At 70.7% G+C, this 15,562-nt stretch carries 15 protein-coding genes; 12 read left to right on the top strand and 3 right to left on the bottom strand.

Annotated elements, in window-relative coordinates; translation table 11 throughout:
* Positions 1 to 83: 83 nt before the first annotated feature.
* From LO772_RS31340 to LO772_RS31350, 3 genes are all read left to right on the top strand, one after another.
* Complete coding sequence (locus LO772_RS31340) at positions 84 to 926, top strand: enoyl-CoA hydratase-related protein (protein WP_231775403.1); 843 nt, start codon at positions 84 to 86, stop codon at positions 924 to 926.
* 44 nt (positions 927 to 970) lie between these two features.
* Positions 971 to 1,828, top strand: a complete 858-nt coding sequence (locus tag LO772_RS31345; RefSeq protein ID WP_231775404.1) for an acyl-CoA thioesterase — start codon at positions 971 to 973, stop codon at positions 1,826 to 1,828.
* 178 nt (positions 1,829 to 2,006) lie between these two features.
* The gene (locus LO772_RS31350; RefSeq protein WP_231775405.1) at positions 2,007 to 3,413 is read left to right on the top strand and encodes a class I adenylate-forming enzyme family protein; all 1,407 of its coding nucleotides are present in this window, start codon (positions 2,007 to 2,009) and stop codon (positions 3,411 to 3,413) included.
* 95 nt (positions 3,414 to 3,508) lie between these two features.
* Here the strand turns inward: LO772_RS31350 and LO772_RS31355 are convergent, their stop codons facing one another.
* Positions 3,509 to 3,715, bottom strand: a complete 207-nt coding sequence (locus LO772_RS31355; protein WP_231775406.1) for a hypothetical protein — start codon at positions 3,713 to 3,715, stop codon at positions 3,509 to 3,511.
* Positions 3,716 to 3,809: 94 nt separating this feature from the next.
* On the opposite strand from LO772_RS31355, the gene LO772_RS31360 reads away from it, so the two are divergent.
* The 3 genes from LO772_RS31360 to LO772_RS31370 all read left to right on the top strand — a co-directional run bounded on the left by LO772_RS31360 (position 3,810) and on the right by LO772_RS31370 (position 7,377).
* Entirely contained in the window at positions 3,810 to 4,961 is a 1,152-nt protein-coding gene (locus LO772_RS31360; protein ID WP_231775407.1) for an acyl-CoA dehydrogenase family protein, read from the top strand.
* Between the two features lie 361 nt (positions 4,962 to 5,322).
* On the top strand, positions 5,323 to 6,189 hold the full coding sequence (locus LO772_RS31365; RefSeq protein WP_231775408.1) for an oxidoreductase: 867 nt from the start codon (positions 5,323 to 5,325) through the stop codon (positions 6,187 to 6,189).
* 57 nt (positions 6,190 to 6,246) lie between these two features.
* The gene (locus LO772_RS31370) at positions 6,247 to 7,377 is read left to right on the top strand and encodes a serine hydrolase domain-containing protein (RefSeq protein ID WP_231775409.1); all 1,131 of its coding nucleotides are present in this window, start codon (positions 6,247 to 6,249) and stop codon (positions 7,375 to 7,377) included.
* 185 nt (positions 7,378 to 7,562) lie between these two features.
* Here LO772_RS31370 and LO772_RS31375 read toward each other — a convergent pair whose 3' ends face one another.
* On the bottom strand, positions 7,563 to 9,173 hold the full coding sequence (locus tag LO772_RS31375) for a class I adenylate-forming enzyme family protein (protein WP_231775410.1): 1,611 nt from the start codon (positions 9,171 to 9,173) through the stop codon (positions 7,563 to 7,565).
* On the bottom strand, positions 9,173 to 10,315 hold the full coding sequence (locus tag LO772_RS31380) for an acyl-CoA dehydrogenase family protein (protein ID WP_231775411.1): 1,143 nt from the start codon (positions 10,313 to 10,315) through the stop codon (positions 9,173 to 9,175). Before LO772_RS31380 ends, LO772_RS31375 begins: the two co-directional genes overlap by 1 nt.
* Before the next feature lie 99 nt (positions 10,316 to 10,414).
* Between LO772_RS31380 and LO772_RS31385 the strand changes: the two genes are divergently transcribed.
* The 6 genes from LO772_RS31385 to LO772_RS31410 all read left to right on the top strand — a co-directional run bounded on the left by LO772_RS31385 (position 10,415) and on the right by LO772_RS31410 (position 15,334).
* A complete protein-coding gene (locus LO772_RS31385) occupies positions 10,415 to 11,599 on the top strand; it encodes a CaiB/BaiF CoA transferase family protein (protein ID WP_231775412.1) in 1,185 nt (394 codons plus the stop codon).
* Between the two features lie 81 nt (positions 11,600 to 11,680).
* On the top strand, positions 11,681 to 12,169 hold the full coding sequence (locus LO772_RS31390; protein ID WP_231775413.1) for an FAS1-like dehydratase domain-containing protein: 489 nt from the start codon (positions 11,681 to 11,683) through the stop codon (positions 12,167 to 12,169).
* Positions 12,169 to 12,591: a MaoC/PaaZ C-terminal domain-containing protein gene (locus tag LO772_RS31395; protein ID WP_231775414.1), complete on the top strand. Its 423-nt coding sequence runs from the start codon at positions 12,169 to 12,171 to the stop codon at positions 12,589 to 12,591. The genes LO772_RS31390 and LO772_RS31395 overlap by 1 nt, the downstream gene beginning before the upstream one ends.
* A 43-nt stretch (positions 12,592 to 12,634) precedes the next feature.
* Positions 12,635 to 13,480 carry an enoyl-CoA hydratase-related protein gene (locus LO772_RS31400; protein WP_231775415.1) on the top strand — a complete coding sequence of 282 codons (846 nt, stop codon included), beginning with the start codon at positions 12,635 to 12,637 and terminating at the stop codon, positions 13,478 to 13,480.
* A gap of 67 nt (positions 13,481 to 13,547) precedes the next feature.
* Positions 13,548 to 14,312, top strand: a complete 765-nt coding sequence (locus tag LO772_RS31405) for an SDR family NAD(P)-dependent oxidoreductase (RefSeq protein ID WP_231775416.1) — start codon at positions 13,548 to 13,550, stop codon at positions 14,310 to 14,312.
* A 104-nt stretch (positions 14,313 to 14,416) separates the two neighbouring features.
* Complete coding sequence (locus tag LO772_RS31410) at positions 14,417 to 15,334, top strand: SDR family NAD(P)-dependent oxidoreductase (protein WP_231775417.1); 918 nt, start codon at positions 14,417 to 14,419, stop codon at positions 15,332 to 15,334.
* Positions 15,335 to 15,562 lie beyond the last annotated feature (228 nt).

Raw genomic sequence — 15,562 nt, forward strand, 5'->3', positions numbered from 1 at the left:
CCGGACACGCACTTCACGCCTGGTGAGCGCCGGGCCGGCAGCCCCGGCCGGCGGAGACGAGAACAGATACAAGGAGGATCGCTGTGTCCGAGCAGGACGACGACCTGGTGCTGTACGAGGTCGACGAGTACGGTGTCGCGACCGTCACCCTCAACCGGCCCGAGCGCAAGAACGCCTGGAGCATCCCGATGGAGCGCCGCTTCTTCGAGCTGCTCGACCGTGCCGCGGCCGATCCGGAGGTCCGGGTCGTCATCGTCACCGGCGCGGGCCGGGCGTTCTGCCCCGGCATGGACGTGCGGCGGCTGGAACAGAACTCGCAGCCGGGCCAGAGCCTGAACCTGGCCGAGCGCGTTCCGATGTACAGCCGGCGCAACCTGCCCAAGCCGGTGATCGCCGCGATCAACGGCGCGTGCGCGGGTATCGGCCTGATCCAGGCGCTGATCTGCGATGTGCGGTTCGCCGCCAGGGGTGCGCGGTTCACCACCGCGTTCACCCGGCGCGGCCTTGCGGGCGAGTACAACCTTCCGTACGTACTGCCGCGCGTCATCGGCCTGGAGAACGCTCTCGACCTGCTGCTCTCCGGCCGCACGTTCGATGCCGACGAGGCCAAGGCCCTGGGCCTGGTGAGCCGCGTCGTGGAGCCGGACGAACTCCTGGACGCCGCGCGCGCCTACGCGCGGGACATTGCGGTCAACTGCTCGCCGCGGGCCATGGCCGTGGTCCGCCACCAGGTGTACGGCGACCTGGACCGCGACTTCACCGAGGCACTGGGCCGCAGTTACTCCACCATGGAGTACTTCGCCGGCTCGCCGGATTTCCGTGAGGGCGTGGCCAGTTTCACCGAGAAGCGACCGCCGAAGTTCGAGGGACTGCCGTCCGACTTCGACCCCGAGGACGCGACACGGGACGCGTTCCTGCCCTACTGATCCACAGTGCATCCACGGCGCGTCAGAAAGGCAAGGAACCAGGCGTGACCCTCGGCAGCCCCGACCGGCAGGCGCTCGTGCCGTGGCCGGTGTGTCCGGGATGGCAAGACCTCACGACGCTGCTCCGCATGGAGCGCAGCGGCCCCGACGCGTTCCGCGCACCGGTCACCATGACCGGCCACGGCACGCTGTTCGGCGGGCTGGTCGCGGCGTTCGCGCTGCTCGGGGCGGGAAAAACCGTCGCCCCGGGGCGGGTTCCGCATTCGCTGCACGCCTACTTCCTGCGGCGCGGCGACGACACGCCGATGCTCGACATCACCGTCACCCGGGTCCGGGACGGGCGCGCGTTCGCGGTCCGCGAGGCGCGGGTGTACCAGGGTCGGCGCCTGCTCCTCACCGCGACCGCTTCTTTCCACCATCCGGAACCGGGCGATGAATGGGCCGGGGACCTGGCGGTCCCGCCGGGGCCCGACGAGACCGCGGCGATCCAGCCGACGCAGCAACTGCGCGATGTGGCCTCACCGTTCGAGGTCAGGCACATCGCCGCCGCCCGTCCGGACGGGTTCGTGCCCCTGCATCCGATGTGGCTGCGGCACCGTGCGCCACTGCCTGATGATCCGCTGACCCAGGCCGCGGCGCTCACGTACATCTCGGACCTGGGTGTGGTCATGGACGCCCGGCCGCCGGAGTCCACACTGCCGCACGACTTCATCGGTACCAGCCTGGACCACACGGTGTGGTTCCACCGCCCGGCCCAGATGGACCGGTGGCTGCTCCTCGAATCCGAACCGCTCAGCAGCGGTCGCGGCCGTGCGCTCACACACGCGCGCGTTCGCGACCGGGAGGGCCGCTTGCTGGCAACCGTGCTGCAGGAGGGGCTGCACCGCAGGCCTCGCCCGTGACCGCACCACCGGACCGGCCCACGGACGACAAGACAAAGCCGGCCGCGCTGTGCACGCCGGTCATTCGGAGGGACGCGTGAGCAGTTTCCACACCCCAGGACGTTCGCCTTCGGCCCTTCCGGACGACCCACCGGGGCCGGAGCGGTCGACGCGACCGCGGGCGGGGACCTGGACGGCGATGACGGTCGGCGCATACGAACACGCCGGGTCGGCCGCGCGGTTCGGCGAGACCGACTGGAGCGGTCGCGAACTCCTGGACCGTGCGGGGGGCGCGGCTGACTGGCTCGACGCGCTCGACCTGCCGCCGCACATGCCGGTGCCCGCCCTGGTGGCGACCTCGGAAACAGCGCTCGCCCTGGTGATCGGCGGCGCGGGATCCGGACACCCGATCGCCCCGCTGGGTGTGCGGATGACCGCCCACGAGATCGCGGCTGTCGTCGCGGCGATGGACAGCCCCGTCCTGGTGACGCAGCCGCAGTACGTCGGGTTGGGCCGCGAGGTGGCGGATCTGACGGGGCGCCGCCTGGTCCCGCTGCCGGACTTCGCGACCACCGGCCGGGCGTTGGCGGCGGATCCCGGCGACGTCGCGCTGGTGCTGCACACGTCAGGCACCTCGGGCACGCCCAAGGCGGTGCCCATGCCCCAGTGGCGATTGGCGGCGCGCGCCCGGGTCAACGGCGCACTGTGCGAGCTCGGGCCGGACAGCCTGTACGGAGGCAGCGCGCCGTTCCACCACATGTCGGGTCTGGGCAACATCGCCGTGGCCCTCGGGGTAGGGGCCCGCGTCACCGGCATTCGGCGCTTCACCGTGGAAGGCTGGCGTCTGCTCGGCGCGCTGGGCGCCACGCACACCAGCATGGTCCCGTCGATGCTGGAGATGCTGCACAAGGCCGGCGAGATGCGCCCGGCCCACTGGAGGGTCTTGCAGTACGGGGGAGCACCGATACGCCCGGACACCTTGCGGGCCACCTACGAAGCCATGCCGGGCGTGCGCATGCTCAACATGTTCGGCCAGACCGAGGGCTCGCCCATCAGCGTCCTCACGCCGGAGGACCACCGCGAGGCGGTCGCCGGGCGCCCCGATCTGCTGTTGTCCGTCGGCCGCGCGGCTCCCGGGGTCGAGCTGCGCGTCGACCGGCCTGACGAGGCCGGTGTGGGTGAGGTGCACGCCCGCGCCGACCACCTTTTCCGGGTGGACGCCGCGGGGTGGCTGCACAGCGGAGACCTGGGGCGCGTCGATCCGGACGGATACGTGTACCTGTCGGGGCGACACAGCGACATGATCATCCGAGGCGGCGAGAACGTTCACCCGCTGGAGGTCGAGACCGTCATCGCGGCGCACCCGCACGTGGCGGAGGCCGCGGTGATCGGGACGCCGGACGAGCGCCTGGGCCAACGCGTCGTGGCGTTCGTGGTGCCCGCCGGAGGAGAGGCGGGACGGCCGGATCCCGAACGGCTGCGGGTGTTCACACGCTCCCGCCTGTCCGGATTCAAGGTGCCGGAACGCTGGTTCTTCGTCGACGAGTTGCCCCGCAACGCCAACGGCAAGGTGCTGCGCCGTGCGCTGCGAGCGGATGGGGACTGACCCCGTCCCCGACCGCTGCCCGGAGTGCCGGCGGCCCGTTCGGGCCGGCCGGCTTCCGTGTTTTCGCGTCCGCTCTCAGCGGTGGAGGCCGGGCGTCACGCTCCGCCTCCCTTGAGGTCCTGGACGACGTCGTCCCAGACGCGGGTGTCGATGTCGTAGGCGGTGGAGAAGGAGACGCGGTCGACGAGTCCGTCGAAGCAATCGCGGATGCTCGCGGCCATGTGCTGTGGTTCGGCGACGACGGCGAACGCGTTGAGTACCTGGTCGTCGACGAGGTCTCCCCAGCCGTGGAGTTCCAGCACGGGGCGGAACCGCCCCTGCTTGCGCGATCTCTGTTTAATGTAGAAGAATAAGCTAACTAAATATAATCATAGGTCTAAGGCAGGGAGAGCGGACGTGGACTTCGGACTGACTGATGAGCAGGAGATGCTGCGTGCGACAGCACGCCAGTTCGTCGCCGACGTCTGCCCGCCTGAGCGGGCCAAGGAGTGGGACGAGCAGTCCCACGTTCCGCCCGAGTTGTTCAAGGGCATGGCGGACATGGGCTGGTTCTCGCTGCCGTTCTCGGAAGAGGAGGGCGGGGACGGAGGCGGCCCACTGGAGCTCATCCTCATCGCCGAAGAGCTCGGCCGAGCCAGCTTCGACGTGGCGATGTGCTACATCGGCGTCCTCATCCCGGGCATCACGGTGTTCCGCTGGGGCAGCGAGGAACAGCGCGCGTTCATCCGGGACCGGGTCATGACCGGCCGCCACCGCCTGGCCGTGGGGCTCAGCGAGCCGGACACCGGTTCGGACGCCGCGGCGCTGCGCACCCAGGCGGTCGACCGGGGAGACCACTTCCTGGTCAACGGACAGAAGGCCTGGTGCACCGGCGGCGGGCTGCCCGACACCACGATCGCCACGTACGTGCGCACCGGTCCCCGGGAGCCGAAGCACGGAGGCATCAGCCTGCTGCTCGTCGACCCGGACAGCGAAGGCGTGGAGGTCCGCCGTACGCCGACCCTCGCCCGCCACATCCTCGGAACCAACGAGGTCTTCCTCAAGGACGTGGTCGTCCCCCGGAAGAACCTGGTGGGGCCGAAGGACGAGGGATGGAAGGTGATGCTCTCCAATATCGAACTGGAGAAGGTCATCATCACCGGCGGCTACCTCGGGGCGGCGCAGGCCACTCTGGACGAGATGCTGGAGTACTCCCGCAACCGCCACGCCTTCGGTCGGCCCATCGGCAGCTTCCAGTCCCTGGCACACGCGATGGCCGACCTCCAGACCGAGATCGACTCCGCGCGGCTGCTGGCGTACCGCGCCGCGTGGCTGCTCGCCCAGGGCAAGCCGTGCACCCGGGAGGGTTCCATGGCCAAGCTGAAGGGGTCGGAGACGTACGTCGCCGCCGCGCGCCTGGGCATGCAGGTGTGCGCCGGCCACGGCTTCTCGACGGAAAGCGTCATGAGCTTCCGCTACCGCGAATCCATCGTCGCGACGATCTCCGGTGGCACCAGCCAGATCCAGCGCAACGGGATCGCCCGCAGCATGGGATTGCGCACCTACTGAGCCGCAAAACGGGCGGGCACCGCCTTTCGCCCCCGGACCGCAGCGGCGCTCCGCGCCGGTGCGCCCCTCCCGCGTCGGCAACGACACGTCGCTCACCTTCCGGGGCACGGGGAGGGGAGGGCCCGGACGCCGACGGGCGTCCGGGCCCGCGGCGTCCGAAGCCGTCCCGAGGCGACCGGCAACCCCCGCACCCCCCAACACCCCCCCCGCAACCTCCGGCAACCCCCAGCACATGGCGCCGGCGTTGCGCGGTGGTCGGTGACGGCTCGTCAGGTCCGTCGTGGGCGTCTGAAGGCCGCGTGGCGGTCATCGCCCTGACATCCCGTCAATCACGATTCGGCACGATCGGCAAGGAGAACACGTGGCATCGGAAACAGGCATAGAGCCGTCGCACTGGATGATCACCGGGGTCTCCGGTGGTCTCGGGCGGGCGCTGGCCGAAGCCGTGCTGGACCGCGGAGGCGTCGTCGTCGGCACCCTGCGTGACGACAAGCAGGCCGCCGAGTTCGAAAGCCTCGCCCCCGGCCGGGCTTTCGCGCTGCTTCTCGACACCACCGACACCCCGTACGTCCTCGCCGAGCGGGCCGCGCGAGCGGTGGAGCTGGCCGGGCACGTGGACGTCCTGGTCAACAACGCGGGATACGGGCTGCTCGGGGCCGTCGAGGAGGTGGACGAACAGGAGCTCCGGCACCAGATGGACACCAACTTCTTCGGGCCGCTCCGCCTCATCCGCGCCCTGCTCCCGCACTTCCGCGAACGCGGCGGCGGACACCTGGTCAACATCAGTTCCGTCGCCGGTTACATCGGAATGCCGGGGTTCGGGATCTACAACGCCTCGAAGTTCGCCCTGGAAGGCCTCTCGGAGGCACTTCAGTACGAACTGCAGCCGTTCGGCATCAAGGTGACCATCGTCGAGCCGGGGGCGTTCCGCACCCGCTGGGCGGGAAGCGGGCTGCGCAAAGCCAATCGGCAACTGCCGGAATACTCGGTCATCGAGCGGATGCGCGGCAGTTTGGAAGCCTTGGACGGAGTTCAACAGGGCGACCCGGAGCGGGCCGCCGAGGCGGTCATCACCGCCGTCCAGGCCCCCGAGCCACCGCGGCGGCTGCCGCTGGGGACCGATGCCGTGCAGGCCGTGCGCGCGAAGACCGACGAGGTCGGTCGGGAGCTGGACACCTGGGAGCAACTGTCCTTGTCCACGGCGTTCCGGGCAGCGGAAGAGGTCTGAGCCGCGGCACTCGCGCGCCTCCCGTCCGCCCAGCGAACATCTCACGAAAGGGTACGCATGGTCACGCCGATCGACCGCACCGTCGCCGATCCGCTTTCCGTCGGAGTCAACCCGCACAAACTGGATGTCCTGCTGCGCCGCGTCCGGCTGGAGGTCGAACACGGACCGTTGCCCTCCGCCCAGGTGGCGGTGGCCCGCAACGGCCGACTGGCCGCCTTCGAGACGTGGGGGGACGCGGACCCGGGAACCCGCTACATCCTGCAGTCCGTCGGCCGCTCGGTGGTCGCGGGCGTCGTGTGGAAGCTCTTGGGAGAGGGCCTGCTGGAGCTTGGCGAGCGAGTCTCCGCGATCATCCCCGAGTTCGCGGAGAACGGAAAAGGCGACGTCACCGTCGAACAGGTGCTCACGCACACCGCGGGGTTCCCGTTCGCGCCGCTCGGCTATCCCAAGATGTGCGACCGGAGCCGGCGCCTGGAGGCCTTCGCCCGCTGGCGGCTGGACTACCCTCCCGGTAGCCGATTCCAGTTCCATCTCACGTCCGCGGCATGGCTGCTCGCGGAGATCGTCGAGCGGCGCACCGGCCTGACCTTCGCCGACTATGTGCGCACCCAGGTCGCCGGGCCGCTGGGACTGACCAGCCTCGAACTCGGCGTCCCCGAGGAGCGCCAGAGCGCCACTATCGCCCCCATGACCGCCACCGACCGCACCAGCGACGATCAGGAAGTCGACCCGTGGGGCCCGTGGTTCCTCTCCGACCCGAGAGTGCTGGCCGCGGGCGAGCCCAGTCACTCCCTGGTGGGCACCGCGGCGGATGTCGCACTGTTCTTCCAGGCGATGGAGCATTCAGGTCTGTGGAAGCCCGAAGCCGTCGCCGAGGGGAGCCGGATGCGTTTCGCGAAGGCACCCGAGGGCGCCGAGCTGTACGGCGGCGGCGACCGGCGGACCGGCATGGGACTGTTCGTCACCGTGGCCGGGCCGGACGCCGGAGGCAATCTGCCCTCGACCGGGTCGCCGGAGCTGTACGGCAACAGCGGCGCCGCGTACCAACTGGCCTTCATGGACCCGGAGTCCGGGTTGTCCTTCGCCTGGCTGTGCAACGGCTATCCGCTGACCGGCTACGACCTGTCCCGACGCGGGCGGGCGCTGCTCACCAACGTCGCCAACCTGGCGGCGGACCTGGCGGTCTGACGTCACGGCCGTCCGGTCGGGAGAATGCGCGCGTTCGCCGCGAGCGCGACAACGCGGACGTCGGCGCGACATGGGCTCGGCGCCCGGCGAAGCGGTCGGCGGATTCCCCGCGAGGACATACGGCGGGCCGGTGCACAGGCTCCGATAAGAGCCTGTGCACCGGCCCGCGGCGAAATTACGGCGAATCAGCCCTGTTCGGCGAGCAGCGACTCGCGGAGCACATGCTTGCGGACCTTGCCGGACGCGGTGAGCGGGAACTCGTCCGCGAAGTGCCAGCGACGCGGAATCTTGAACGCGGCGAGGTGTTCTCTCGCGAAGGTCTCCAACTCCTGGGGGCCGGCGTCGAGTCCGGGCCTGAGTCGGACGACCGCCGCAACGGTCTCGCCCAGCCGGTCGTCGGGCGTTCCGATGACGGCGACGTCGGTGACGGCGGGATGGCCGAGCAGGACCTCCTCCACCTCGCGGGGGTAGATGTTCTCCCCACCGCGGATGATCACCTCGCGGGTACGGCCGTGGAACCGCAGCACGCCCTGCGCGTCCATGCTGCAGATGTCGCCCGTACGCAGCCAACCGCGGGCGTCGATGGCCCGCGCGGTTGCGTCCGCCATGCCGTGGTAGCCCGACATGTTCAGCGGCGAGCGGATGCACAGCTCACCGTGCTCCCCGAGGTCCGCCGTCTCCCCGGTCCCCGGGCGGACGACGCGCACCTCGCGGTGCGGTGAGGGACGGCCCAGGGTCTCGGCCTTGTGCTCGTCCGGGTCGTCGGGCCGGGTGGACACCGCGTACGGGCTCTCGGACTGCCCGTAGGCGATGTTCAGTTTCGCGCCGAGGGCACCCTCGAAGCGGCGTACGAGTTCGGGGGCCACGGCCGTGCCCCCGCCTTCGACGACGCGCAGGCTCGTGAGGTCGCGGACCCGCAGATCGGGGCAGGCCAGGATGTCGGTCATCATCGTCGGGACCAGCCCGAGGACCGTGGCCCGGGACTGCTCGACCAACCGGAGAACCTCCCTCGCGGTGAACGAGGGAGCCAACACCAGTGTTCCGCTCACCGAGGCGACCGCCAGCGCTCCGCACACCGACGCGCCCACGTGGTGCAGCGGCAGCGGTGTGCACAAAACCTCGTGCCGCCCGGCACCGCCGAGACGCGCCATGCCGAACCGGCCGCTGTTCACACAGGCCAGGTGGCTGAGCACCGCTCCCTTGGGGGTGCCCGTGGTACCGGAGGTGTACTGGATCAGGAACGGCGAGTCGGGGTCGACCTCGGGCAGCCGTCCTGGCGCCGGCGGGGGAGCTTTTCGCCAGGCGTCGATTTCCAGCACCGGGCAGGGGTGCGGCAGGGAGGCGGTCAGGGCGACCGCCCGCCGGAGCAGCGGCGACCCGCGGTGCTCCGATGCCGCGAGGACGAGCCTGCTGCCCGACTGCCGCAACTGGTAGGCCACTTCGGCGTCGGTGAGGGCGGTGTTGACGGGAACCAGCGGCGTGCCGGCCAGCACCGCGCCGTACTCGGCGACGATCCAGTCGGCGCTGTTGGCCCCCCAGACAGCGATCGGCTGCCCGGGCGGGACGTTCGTCAGGAAGGATGCCGCCGCGCGCTCGGCCGCGTCGAGGAGTTCCGCCCAGGTCATCCGGCCCAACCTGGGACCGTCGGGCCACAGCACCGCGGCCCGGTCCGGGAAACGCGCCGCCGACTGCCGCAGGACGTCTCCGACCGTGATCCGCCACAATTCCTCGTCGCACTCGGCCGGGCGGTGAGCGGCGCCGCGAAGCCTTTCGTGCTCCTGTGTGTCCGTCGTCATCACAGGCCCAGGGAGCGACCGACGATCTCCTGCATGATCTCCGACGTCCCGCCGAACACCCGCTGAACCCGGTTGTCCCGCCAGATACGGGCGATCTCGTATTCGTTGACGAAGCCGTAGCCCCCGAACATCTGCAGGCACCGGTCGATGACCTGCCATGCGGTCTCCGACGCCCAGTACTTCGCCGCCGCGGCGTCGTCGGCGGTCAGATGTCCTTCGACCAGGGCCATGATGCAGCCGTCGACATACACGCGGCCGGCGTTGAGCTTGGCGCGGGCGTCGGCGAGCGCGAAGCGGTTCGCCTGGAACCGGCCGATCGGCTGTCCGAACGCGGTGCGCTCGGTCGCGTAGTCCATCGTCAGGGCGAACGCCCGTTCCGCCGAGGCCAGCGACGACACCGCGATCGCCAGCCGCTCGGTCGGGAGGTTCTGCATCATGTGGTAGAAGCCCCGGCCCTCCTGCCCCAGCAGGTTCCCGGCCGGCACCCGCACGCCGTGGAAGAACAGTTCCGCCGTGTCCTGCGCCTTCATGCCGACCTTGTCGAGCTTCCGGCCCCGCTCGAACCCCGCGGCACCGCGCTCGACCACGATCAGGCTGACGCCCTTGTGCCCGGCGGCCGGATCGGTCTTACAGGCGACGACCACCAGATCGGCGAGGATCCCGTTGGTGATGAAGGTTTTGGAGCCGTCGATCACCCACGCGTCCCCGTCCCGGCGGGCGGTGGTGCGGATGTTCTTGAGGTCGGACCCCGCGCCCGGTTCGGACAGGGCCAGCGCGCAAATGGTCTCGCCGCTGACCACACCCGGCAGCCAACGGGCCTTCTGCGCGTCGGTGGTCAGGTTCATCAGGTACGGGGGAATGACGTCGTTCTGCAGACCGAGTGCGATGCCGACCGTGCCCGTGGCGGCCATCTCCTCGGCCATGATCGCGTTGTAGCGGAAGTCCCTGATGCCCTGGCCACCGTACTCCTCGGGAAATTCCCAGCCGATCAGCCCGGCCTTGCCGGCCGCGGCCCAGGCGGCCCGGCTGACCTGGCCGTCGCGCTCCCACTCCTCCGTATGCGGGACGCACTCCCGCTCGTAGTACGCGCGGGCGGTGGCGCGGAAGAGGTCGTGTTCCTCCGTGAAGATCGTGCGACGCATGCTGCTGGCCTCCGGGTCGGACGGGACACACTTGTAGACGCAGAAGATAGATTAGTGTATCTAGTTGAATAATTAAATGTCTGGTGGTGAAACGCCGGCGTGGAGACGGAGGTCAGTGTGCGGCCGTTGGAGGGCTACAGGGTCGTCGAGCTCGGCATGTGGGTGGCGGCTCCGGCCGCCGCCACGATGATGGCCGACTGGGGCGCCGACGTCATCAAGGTGGAGGCGCCGGCGGGGGACCCGAACCGGTACACGCTCAAGCACGTAGGGCAACAGGTGGACAGCGAGCCGCCGTTCGAGACCGACAACCGCGGCAAGCGCGGCATCGTCCTCGACCTGAGGGCAGAAGACGGCACGCGGGCACTTGAGCGCCTGCTGGACCGCGCCGACGTCTTCGTCACCAACCTGCGCCCCGGCGCCTTGGAGAGGCTCGGGCTGGACCCGGAGTCACTGCGGGCCCGGCATCCCCGCCTGGTCGTCGGAACCCTCACCGGCTACGGCTGGTCCGGCGACGACCGGGACCGCGCCGGTTACGACGTCTCCGCGTTCTGGGCCCGTCCGGGCATCGCCGCGATGCTCAACCCCACCGGTGAAGCGCCGCCCGCGATCCGGCCGGGACTGGGCGACCGCGCCGCCGCCGCCAACCTCGTGGCCGGCGTCCTGGCCGCCCTGCTGCGCCGGGAACGCACCGGCAAGGGCACCGTGGTCGACGTGTCCCTGCTGCGCTCCGGCACCTACGCCATCGGCAACGACCTCGCCTTGCAGAACTACTTCGGAAAGCGCGGGCGCACCAGGCCGCGCACCGAACACGAGTCCCCCCTGTACAACTCCTACCAGGCCGGCGACGGGCGCTGGTTCTGGCTGGTCGGCCTCGAAGGCAACCGGCACTGGCCCGGCGTGCTCAAGGCGCTGGGCCGCGAAGACCTCGGCGAAGACGAGCGGTTCGCGACCGGACGGTCCCGGCGCGGCCATGTCCGCGAACTCATCGCCGTCTTCGACGAGGAGTTCGCCAAGCGCCCGCTGGAGGGGTGGGCGGCCCGCTTCGACGCCGAAGGCGTGTGGTGGGCTCCCGTGCAGACTCTCGCCGAGATCAGCGCGGATCCCCAGGCGGAGGCCATCGGCGCCTTCGTCGAACAGCCCGGCATGGGGGGAGCGCCGCCGCTGCGCACCGTGGCCACGCCGGTGAACTTCTGGGGCGTGGACGACAAGCCCCGATCCGGCGCCCCCGTCTTGGGCGAGCACACCGGCGAGGTTCTCCGCGAACTGGACGCTCCCACCGCCTGACGCCTCCGGCAGGCATCGCCCGCGACACGGTCACACGGACCGCAGTGGGCGTTCCCGACGTGTGAAACGAGGACGAACCGCATGGCAGTGACCGCATTCCCTGTCGAAGCCGGGCACCTACTGGTGTTCGCCCGGGCGATCGGCGACCACGACCCCGCCTATCACGCCGACCTGGCGGACCCCGGCGCCCGGCCCGTCGCGCCCCCCACGTTCACGATGGCCGCCGCCCATCACGACGACGAGTATCCGCTGCGGCCACTGCCCGGCAAGGAGTGGTTCGGCTCAGGTGCGGGTGCCGGCTTCACTCTCGACGGCGCCGACGGCTTGCATGCCGAACAGCACTTCGAGTACCACCGGCCGCTGCGTGTCGGCGACGTCCTCTCCGGCAGCACCCGCCAGGGCCGCTCGTGGGAGAAGACCGGACGCGCGGGAGTGCTCCGGTTCACCGAACAGATCACCGAATACCGGGACGCGACAGGCGGCCTCGTGGTCACCGCGCGCTCGGTTGGTGTGACGACTCAGGCCCCCACCACGGAACCCGGCTCCGAGAACACCAGGAGGAACGGCTGATGCCCCTGTCCGTCGACGAGGTGAAGGCGGGCGACTCCCGCGAGCAGGTGGTCGTGGAGGACCTCAAGCGCACGCAGATCGTGCAATACGCCGGTGCTTCGGGCGACTTCAACCCCCTGCACACGGATCAGGAGTTCGCTGTGAAGGTGGCCGGCTACCCCGGCGTGTTCGCCCACGGCATGCTCACCATGGGTATGACCGGCAGGGTGCTCACCGATTGGCTGGGCCGGGAGAACCTTCTCCGCTTCGGGGTTCGCTTCAAGGCGCAGGTGTGGCCCGGCGACACGCTCACGGTGACCGCGACCGTCGATGCCGTCACGCGTGACGACGCGGGTCCGCTCGCCGAAATCTCTCTGCGTACCGTCAACCAGCACGGCGCCGAGGTCGTCACCGGCACGGCTGCGGCCCGCCTCGCCGAGTGATGCGCCCGAAGCCGGACACCCCGTGCCACGAACCGGAGGCCACGTGACGATCGAACCCAACCGCGCGGACACGCCGGAAGCCGGCACCGAAGCCGCCCCGGTCATCCTGTGGGAGGAGCACGACGGCGGGGTCGTCGTGCTGACCCTCAACCGGCCCGAGCATTACAACGCGTGGACGCTCGACATGGAGCTGCGGTACAACGAACTGCTCGACCGGGCCGAGACCGATCCCGATGTCCGTGCCGTGGTCCTCACCGGCGCGGGGCGCGGTTTCTGCCCCGGCATGGACATGAGCGTGCTCGACGCCGCGTCCTCCGGGGCACGCCCCTGGCCCACCGACCAACTGCCCCCGCGCAGCCGCCCGATGTCCTTTCCCAAGCCGATGATCGCCGCGGTCAACGGCGCGTGCGCCGGCATCGGGTTCAACCAGGCGCTCATGTGCGACGTCCGGTTCTCGGTCCCCGGAGCCAGGTTCGCGGCGGCCTTCAGCCGCCGGGGACTCGTGGCGGAGGACGGTGTCTCCTGGATCCTGCCGCGCGTGGTCGGCATGGGCCACGCGACCGACATGCTGCTGTCCTCCCGCAAGGTGACCGCTTCCGAGGCACTTGCCATGGGCCTGGTCAACCGCCTGGTCGAACCCGACGAGCTGCTGCCCACGGCGCTGGAGTACGCGGGGGAACTCGCCCGGGAGTGCAGTCCGTACGCCATGTCGCTGATCAAGCGCCAGCTGGTCGACGACGCGAACCGCGGGTTCGTCGAGGCACGCGACGTGGCCCGTGGCCTGCTGGCCGAGGCCAAGCAGGCGCCGGACTACCGGGAGGGAGTGCGCAGCTTCATCGAACACCGTCCGCCCCGCTTCGCCGGGCTCGGTGAGAAGGACGGCGGGTGAGAGCCGTTCGCGGCATCACCGGAGGCAAGCGCCGTCACGAGACATGTCGGTTCGAGGAAGGGCGACGATGACGGAAACGGCACGGCTGTACGGTAAAACGGCGCTCGTCACCGGAGCCGGCCAAGGGGTGGGCCGCGGCATCGCGCTCGCCCTGGCCGGCGAGGGTGCCACGGTCGTCGTCGCCGGGCGCACCGAGAGCAAATTGCGCACGGTCGCGGAGGAGATCGCCGCCCGCGGTGCCCGAGCGCACGTCGTCACCGGAGATGTCGGGCGCCGCGAGGACGTCGAGCGGATGGTGGCCGAAAGCGTCTCCGCGAGCGGCGGTCTCGACATCCTGGTGAACAACGCCCAGACGTCCGTCCAGCGGCTCCTGAAGGACACCACCGCCGAGGACGTGGACCTCGCGTACCGGAGCGGGCCGCTCGCCACGTTCCACGCGATGCTCGCGGCACTGCCGCACCTGCGGGTCAACGGCGGCAGTGTGGTCAATCTCGGCTCCTCCACGGCGGTGCTGGGGGACCCCGGTTTCGGGTCGTACGCGATGGCCAAGGAGGCGATCCGGGGCCTGACCCGCGTGGCCGCGCGGGAGTGGGGGGCGTACGGGGTCCGCGTGAACACCATCTGCCCGGCGGCGTCGAGCCCCGCCGCCGACGAATACCTCCAGGCCCGTCCGGAACGACTTGCCAGGCTCACGGCGGAGTTCCCGCTCGGACGTCTGGGGGAGCCGGTGAACGACATCGGACGCGCCGTCGCGGCCCTGGTCAGCGACGACATGGCCTACCTGACGGGAGCCACGCTGATGTTGGACGGCGGTCGCACCATCATCTCTTGACGCCCGCGCCGCGTCGTCACGCGGGCACGCGTGGCCCATCCGCGGCCGTCGCACGGCGTGGCACTCCCGGTCCGAAGGCCGGGCATTCACGGAAGGAGATCCCGATGACCGGCACGCCGCACGCCGCTGTTCCCGGCGGGGAGGCCCGCCTCGTTCCGACGCCGAGCGACGGCCCGTTCGCCGTCGGCGGACACACCGACGGCCGAGGCGCGCGCATGGCAGGCAAGGCGGTGCTCGTCACGGGCGCGGGAAGTGCGGGTGAGCTCCCGGGCACGGGAGCGGCGACGGCCATGTTGCTGGCCGCACAGGGGGCCACCGTCGGCATCCTCGACGTCGACGCCGCGCGGGCCGCCCACACCCGCGGGTTGGTCGAGGAAGTCGGCGGCCGGGCCGTCGCGCTCGTCGCGGACATCACCGCCGAGGACGCGGCACGAGGCGCGGTCGACGACTTCGCCGGCCGCGTCGGACGGCTGGACGCGGTGGTGAACAACGCGGGCATCAGCGGCGAGGGCGGCATCGCCGCCACCACCCGGGCCGGCTGGGACCGGGTCTTCGCCCTCAACGTCACCGCGGCCATGCAGGTGGCCCGTGCCGCCCACCCCCATCTGGTGGCCGCGGGCGGCGGATCCGTCGTCAACGTCTCGTCCGTGGCGGCGCTGCGCGGATTCGGCAGCGGGGCATACGGGGCCAGCAAGGGGGCCCTGCAGTCGATGACCGTCGACCTGGCCTACTCCTGGGGGCGGGACGGCATTCGCGTCAACTGCCTGGTCCCCGGCCACCTGCACACTCCCATCGGCGACCACGGCGGTGAAGAGGGCAGGCGGTTGCGCAGCGCGGCGAACATGCTTGGCATCGAGGGCAATGCCTGGGACCTGGCCTGGGCGGTGCTCTTCCTCGCCGGTACGGAATCGCGCTGGGTCACGGGAACGGTGATCCCCGTCGACGCGGGCACCACCGCCGCGACCGTGCTGGGCATGCTGCCGTACATGGCCGAGGCCCGGAGAGAAGACGCCGACCGGTGACAGACTCCGGCCGCATCCCGCGGTCGGCGCCGCCGCATGCCGGCCGCCCGCCGACCAGGTATCGATGGTGTCGGACCGCCCGGACGGCCGGTGCGTCTCCCCGGATCTTCCGTCGTTTCGATGGCGCCTGGCGCCGACGGGACCCGCGCCTCGTCGACCCGCCCGCCGGGGCTGGGGGGCGGGGCCTCTCGTCCGATCGGGACGGACCGTTTTCCCGGTGCATGGAGA

Source organism: Yinghuangia sp. ASG 101 (assembly GCF_021165735.1).
In the GTDB taxonomy this organism is placed as follows: Bacteria; Actinomycetota; Actinomycetes; order Streptomycetales; family Streptomycetaceae; genus Yinghuangia.

Excerpts from the sequence above, each read along its gene's own strand:
- LO772_RS31375 (WP_231775410.1), bottom strand. The coding sequence starts at position 9,173 with ATGACGACGGACACACAGGAGCACGAAAGGCTTCGCGGCGCCGCTCAC.
- LO772_RS31405 (WP_231775416.1), top strand. The coding sequence starts at position 13,548 with ATGACGGAAACGGCACGGCTGTACGGTAAAACGGCGCTCGTCACCGGA.
- LO772_RS31350 (WP_231775405.1), top strand. The coding sequence starts at position 2,007 with ATGACGGTCGGCGCATACGAACACGCCGGGTCGGCCGCGCGGTTCGGC.
- LO772_RS31410 (WP_231775417.1), top strand. The coding sequence starts at position 14,417 with ATGACCGGCACGCCGCACGCCGCTGTTCCCGGCGGGGAGGCCCGCCTC.
- LO772_RS31370 (WP_231775409.1), top strand. The coding sequence starts at position 6,247 with ATGGTCACGCCGATCGACCGCACCGTCGCCGATCCGCTTTCCGTCGGA.
- LO772_RS31390 (WP_231775413.1), top strand. The coding sequence starts at position 11,681 with ATGGCAGTGACCGCATTCCCTGTCGAAGCCGGGCACCTACTGGTGTTC.
- LO772_RS31395 (WP_231775414.1), top strand. The coding sequence starts at position 12,169 with ATGCCCCTGTCCGTCGACGAGGTGAAGGCGGGCGACTCCCGCGAGCAG.
- LO772_RS31380 (WP_231775411.1), bottom strand. The coding sequence starts at position 10,315 with ATGCGTCGCACGATCTTCACGGAGGAACACGACCTCTTCCGCGCCACC.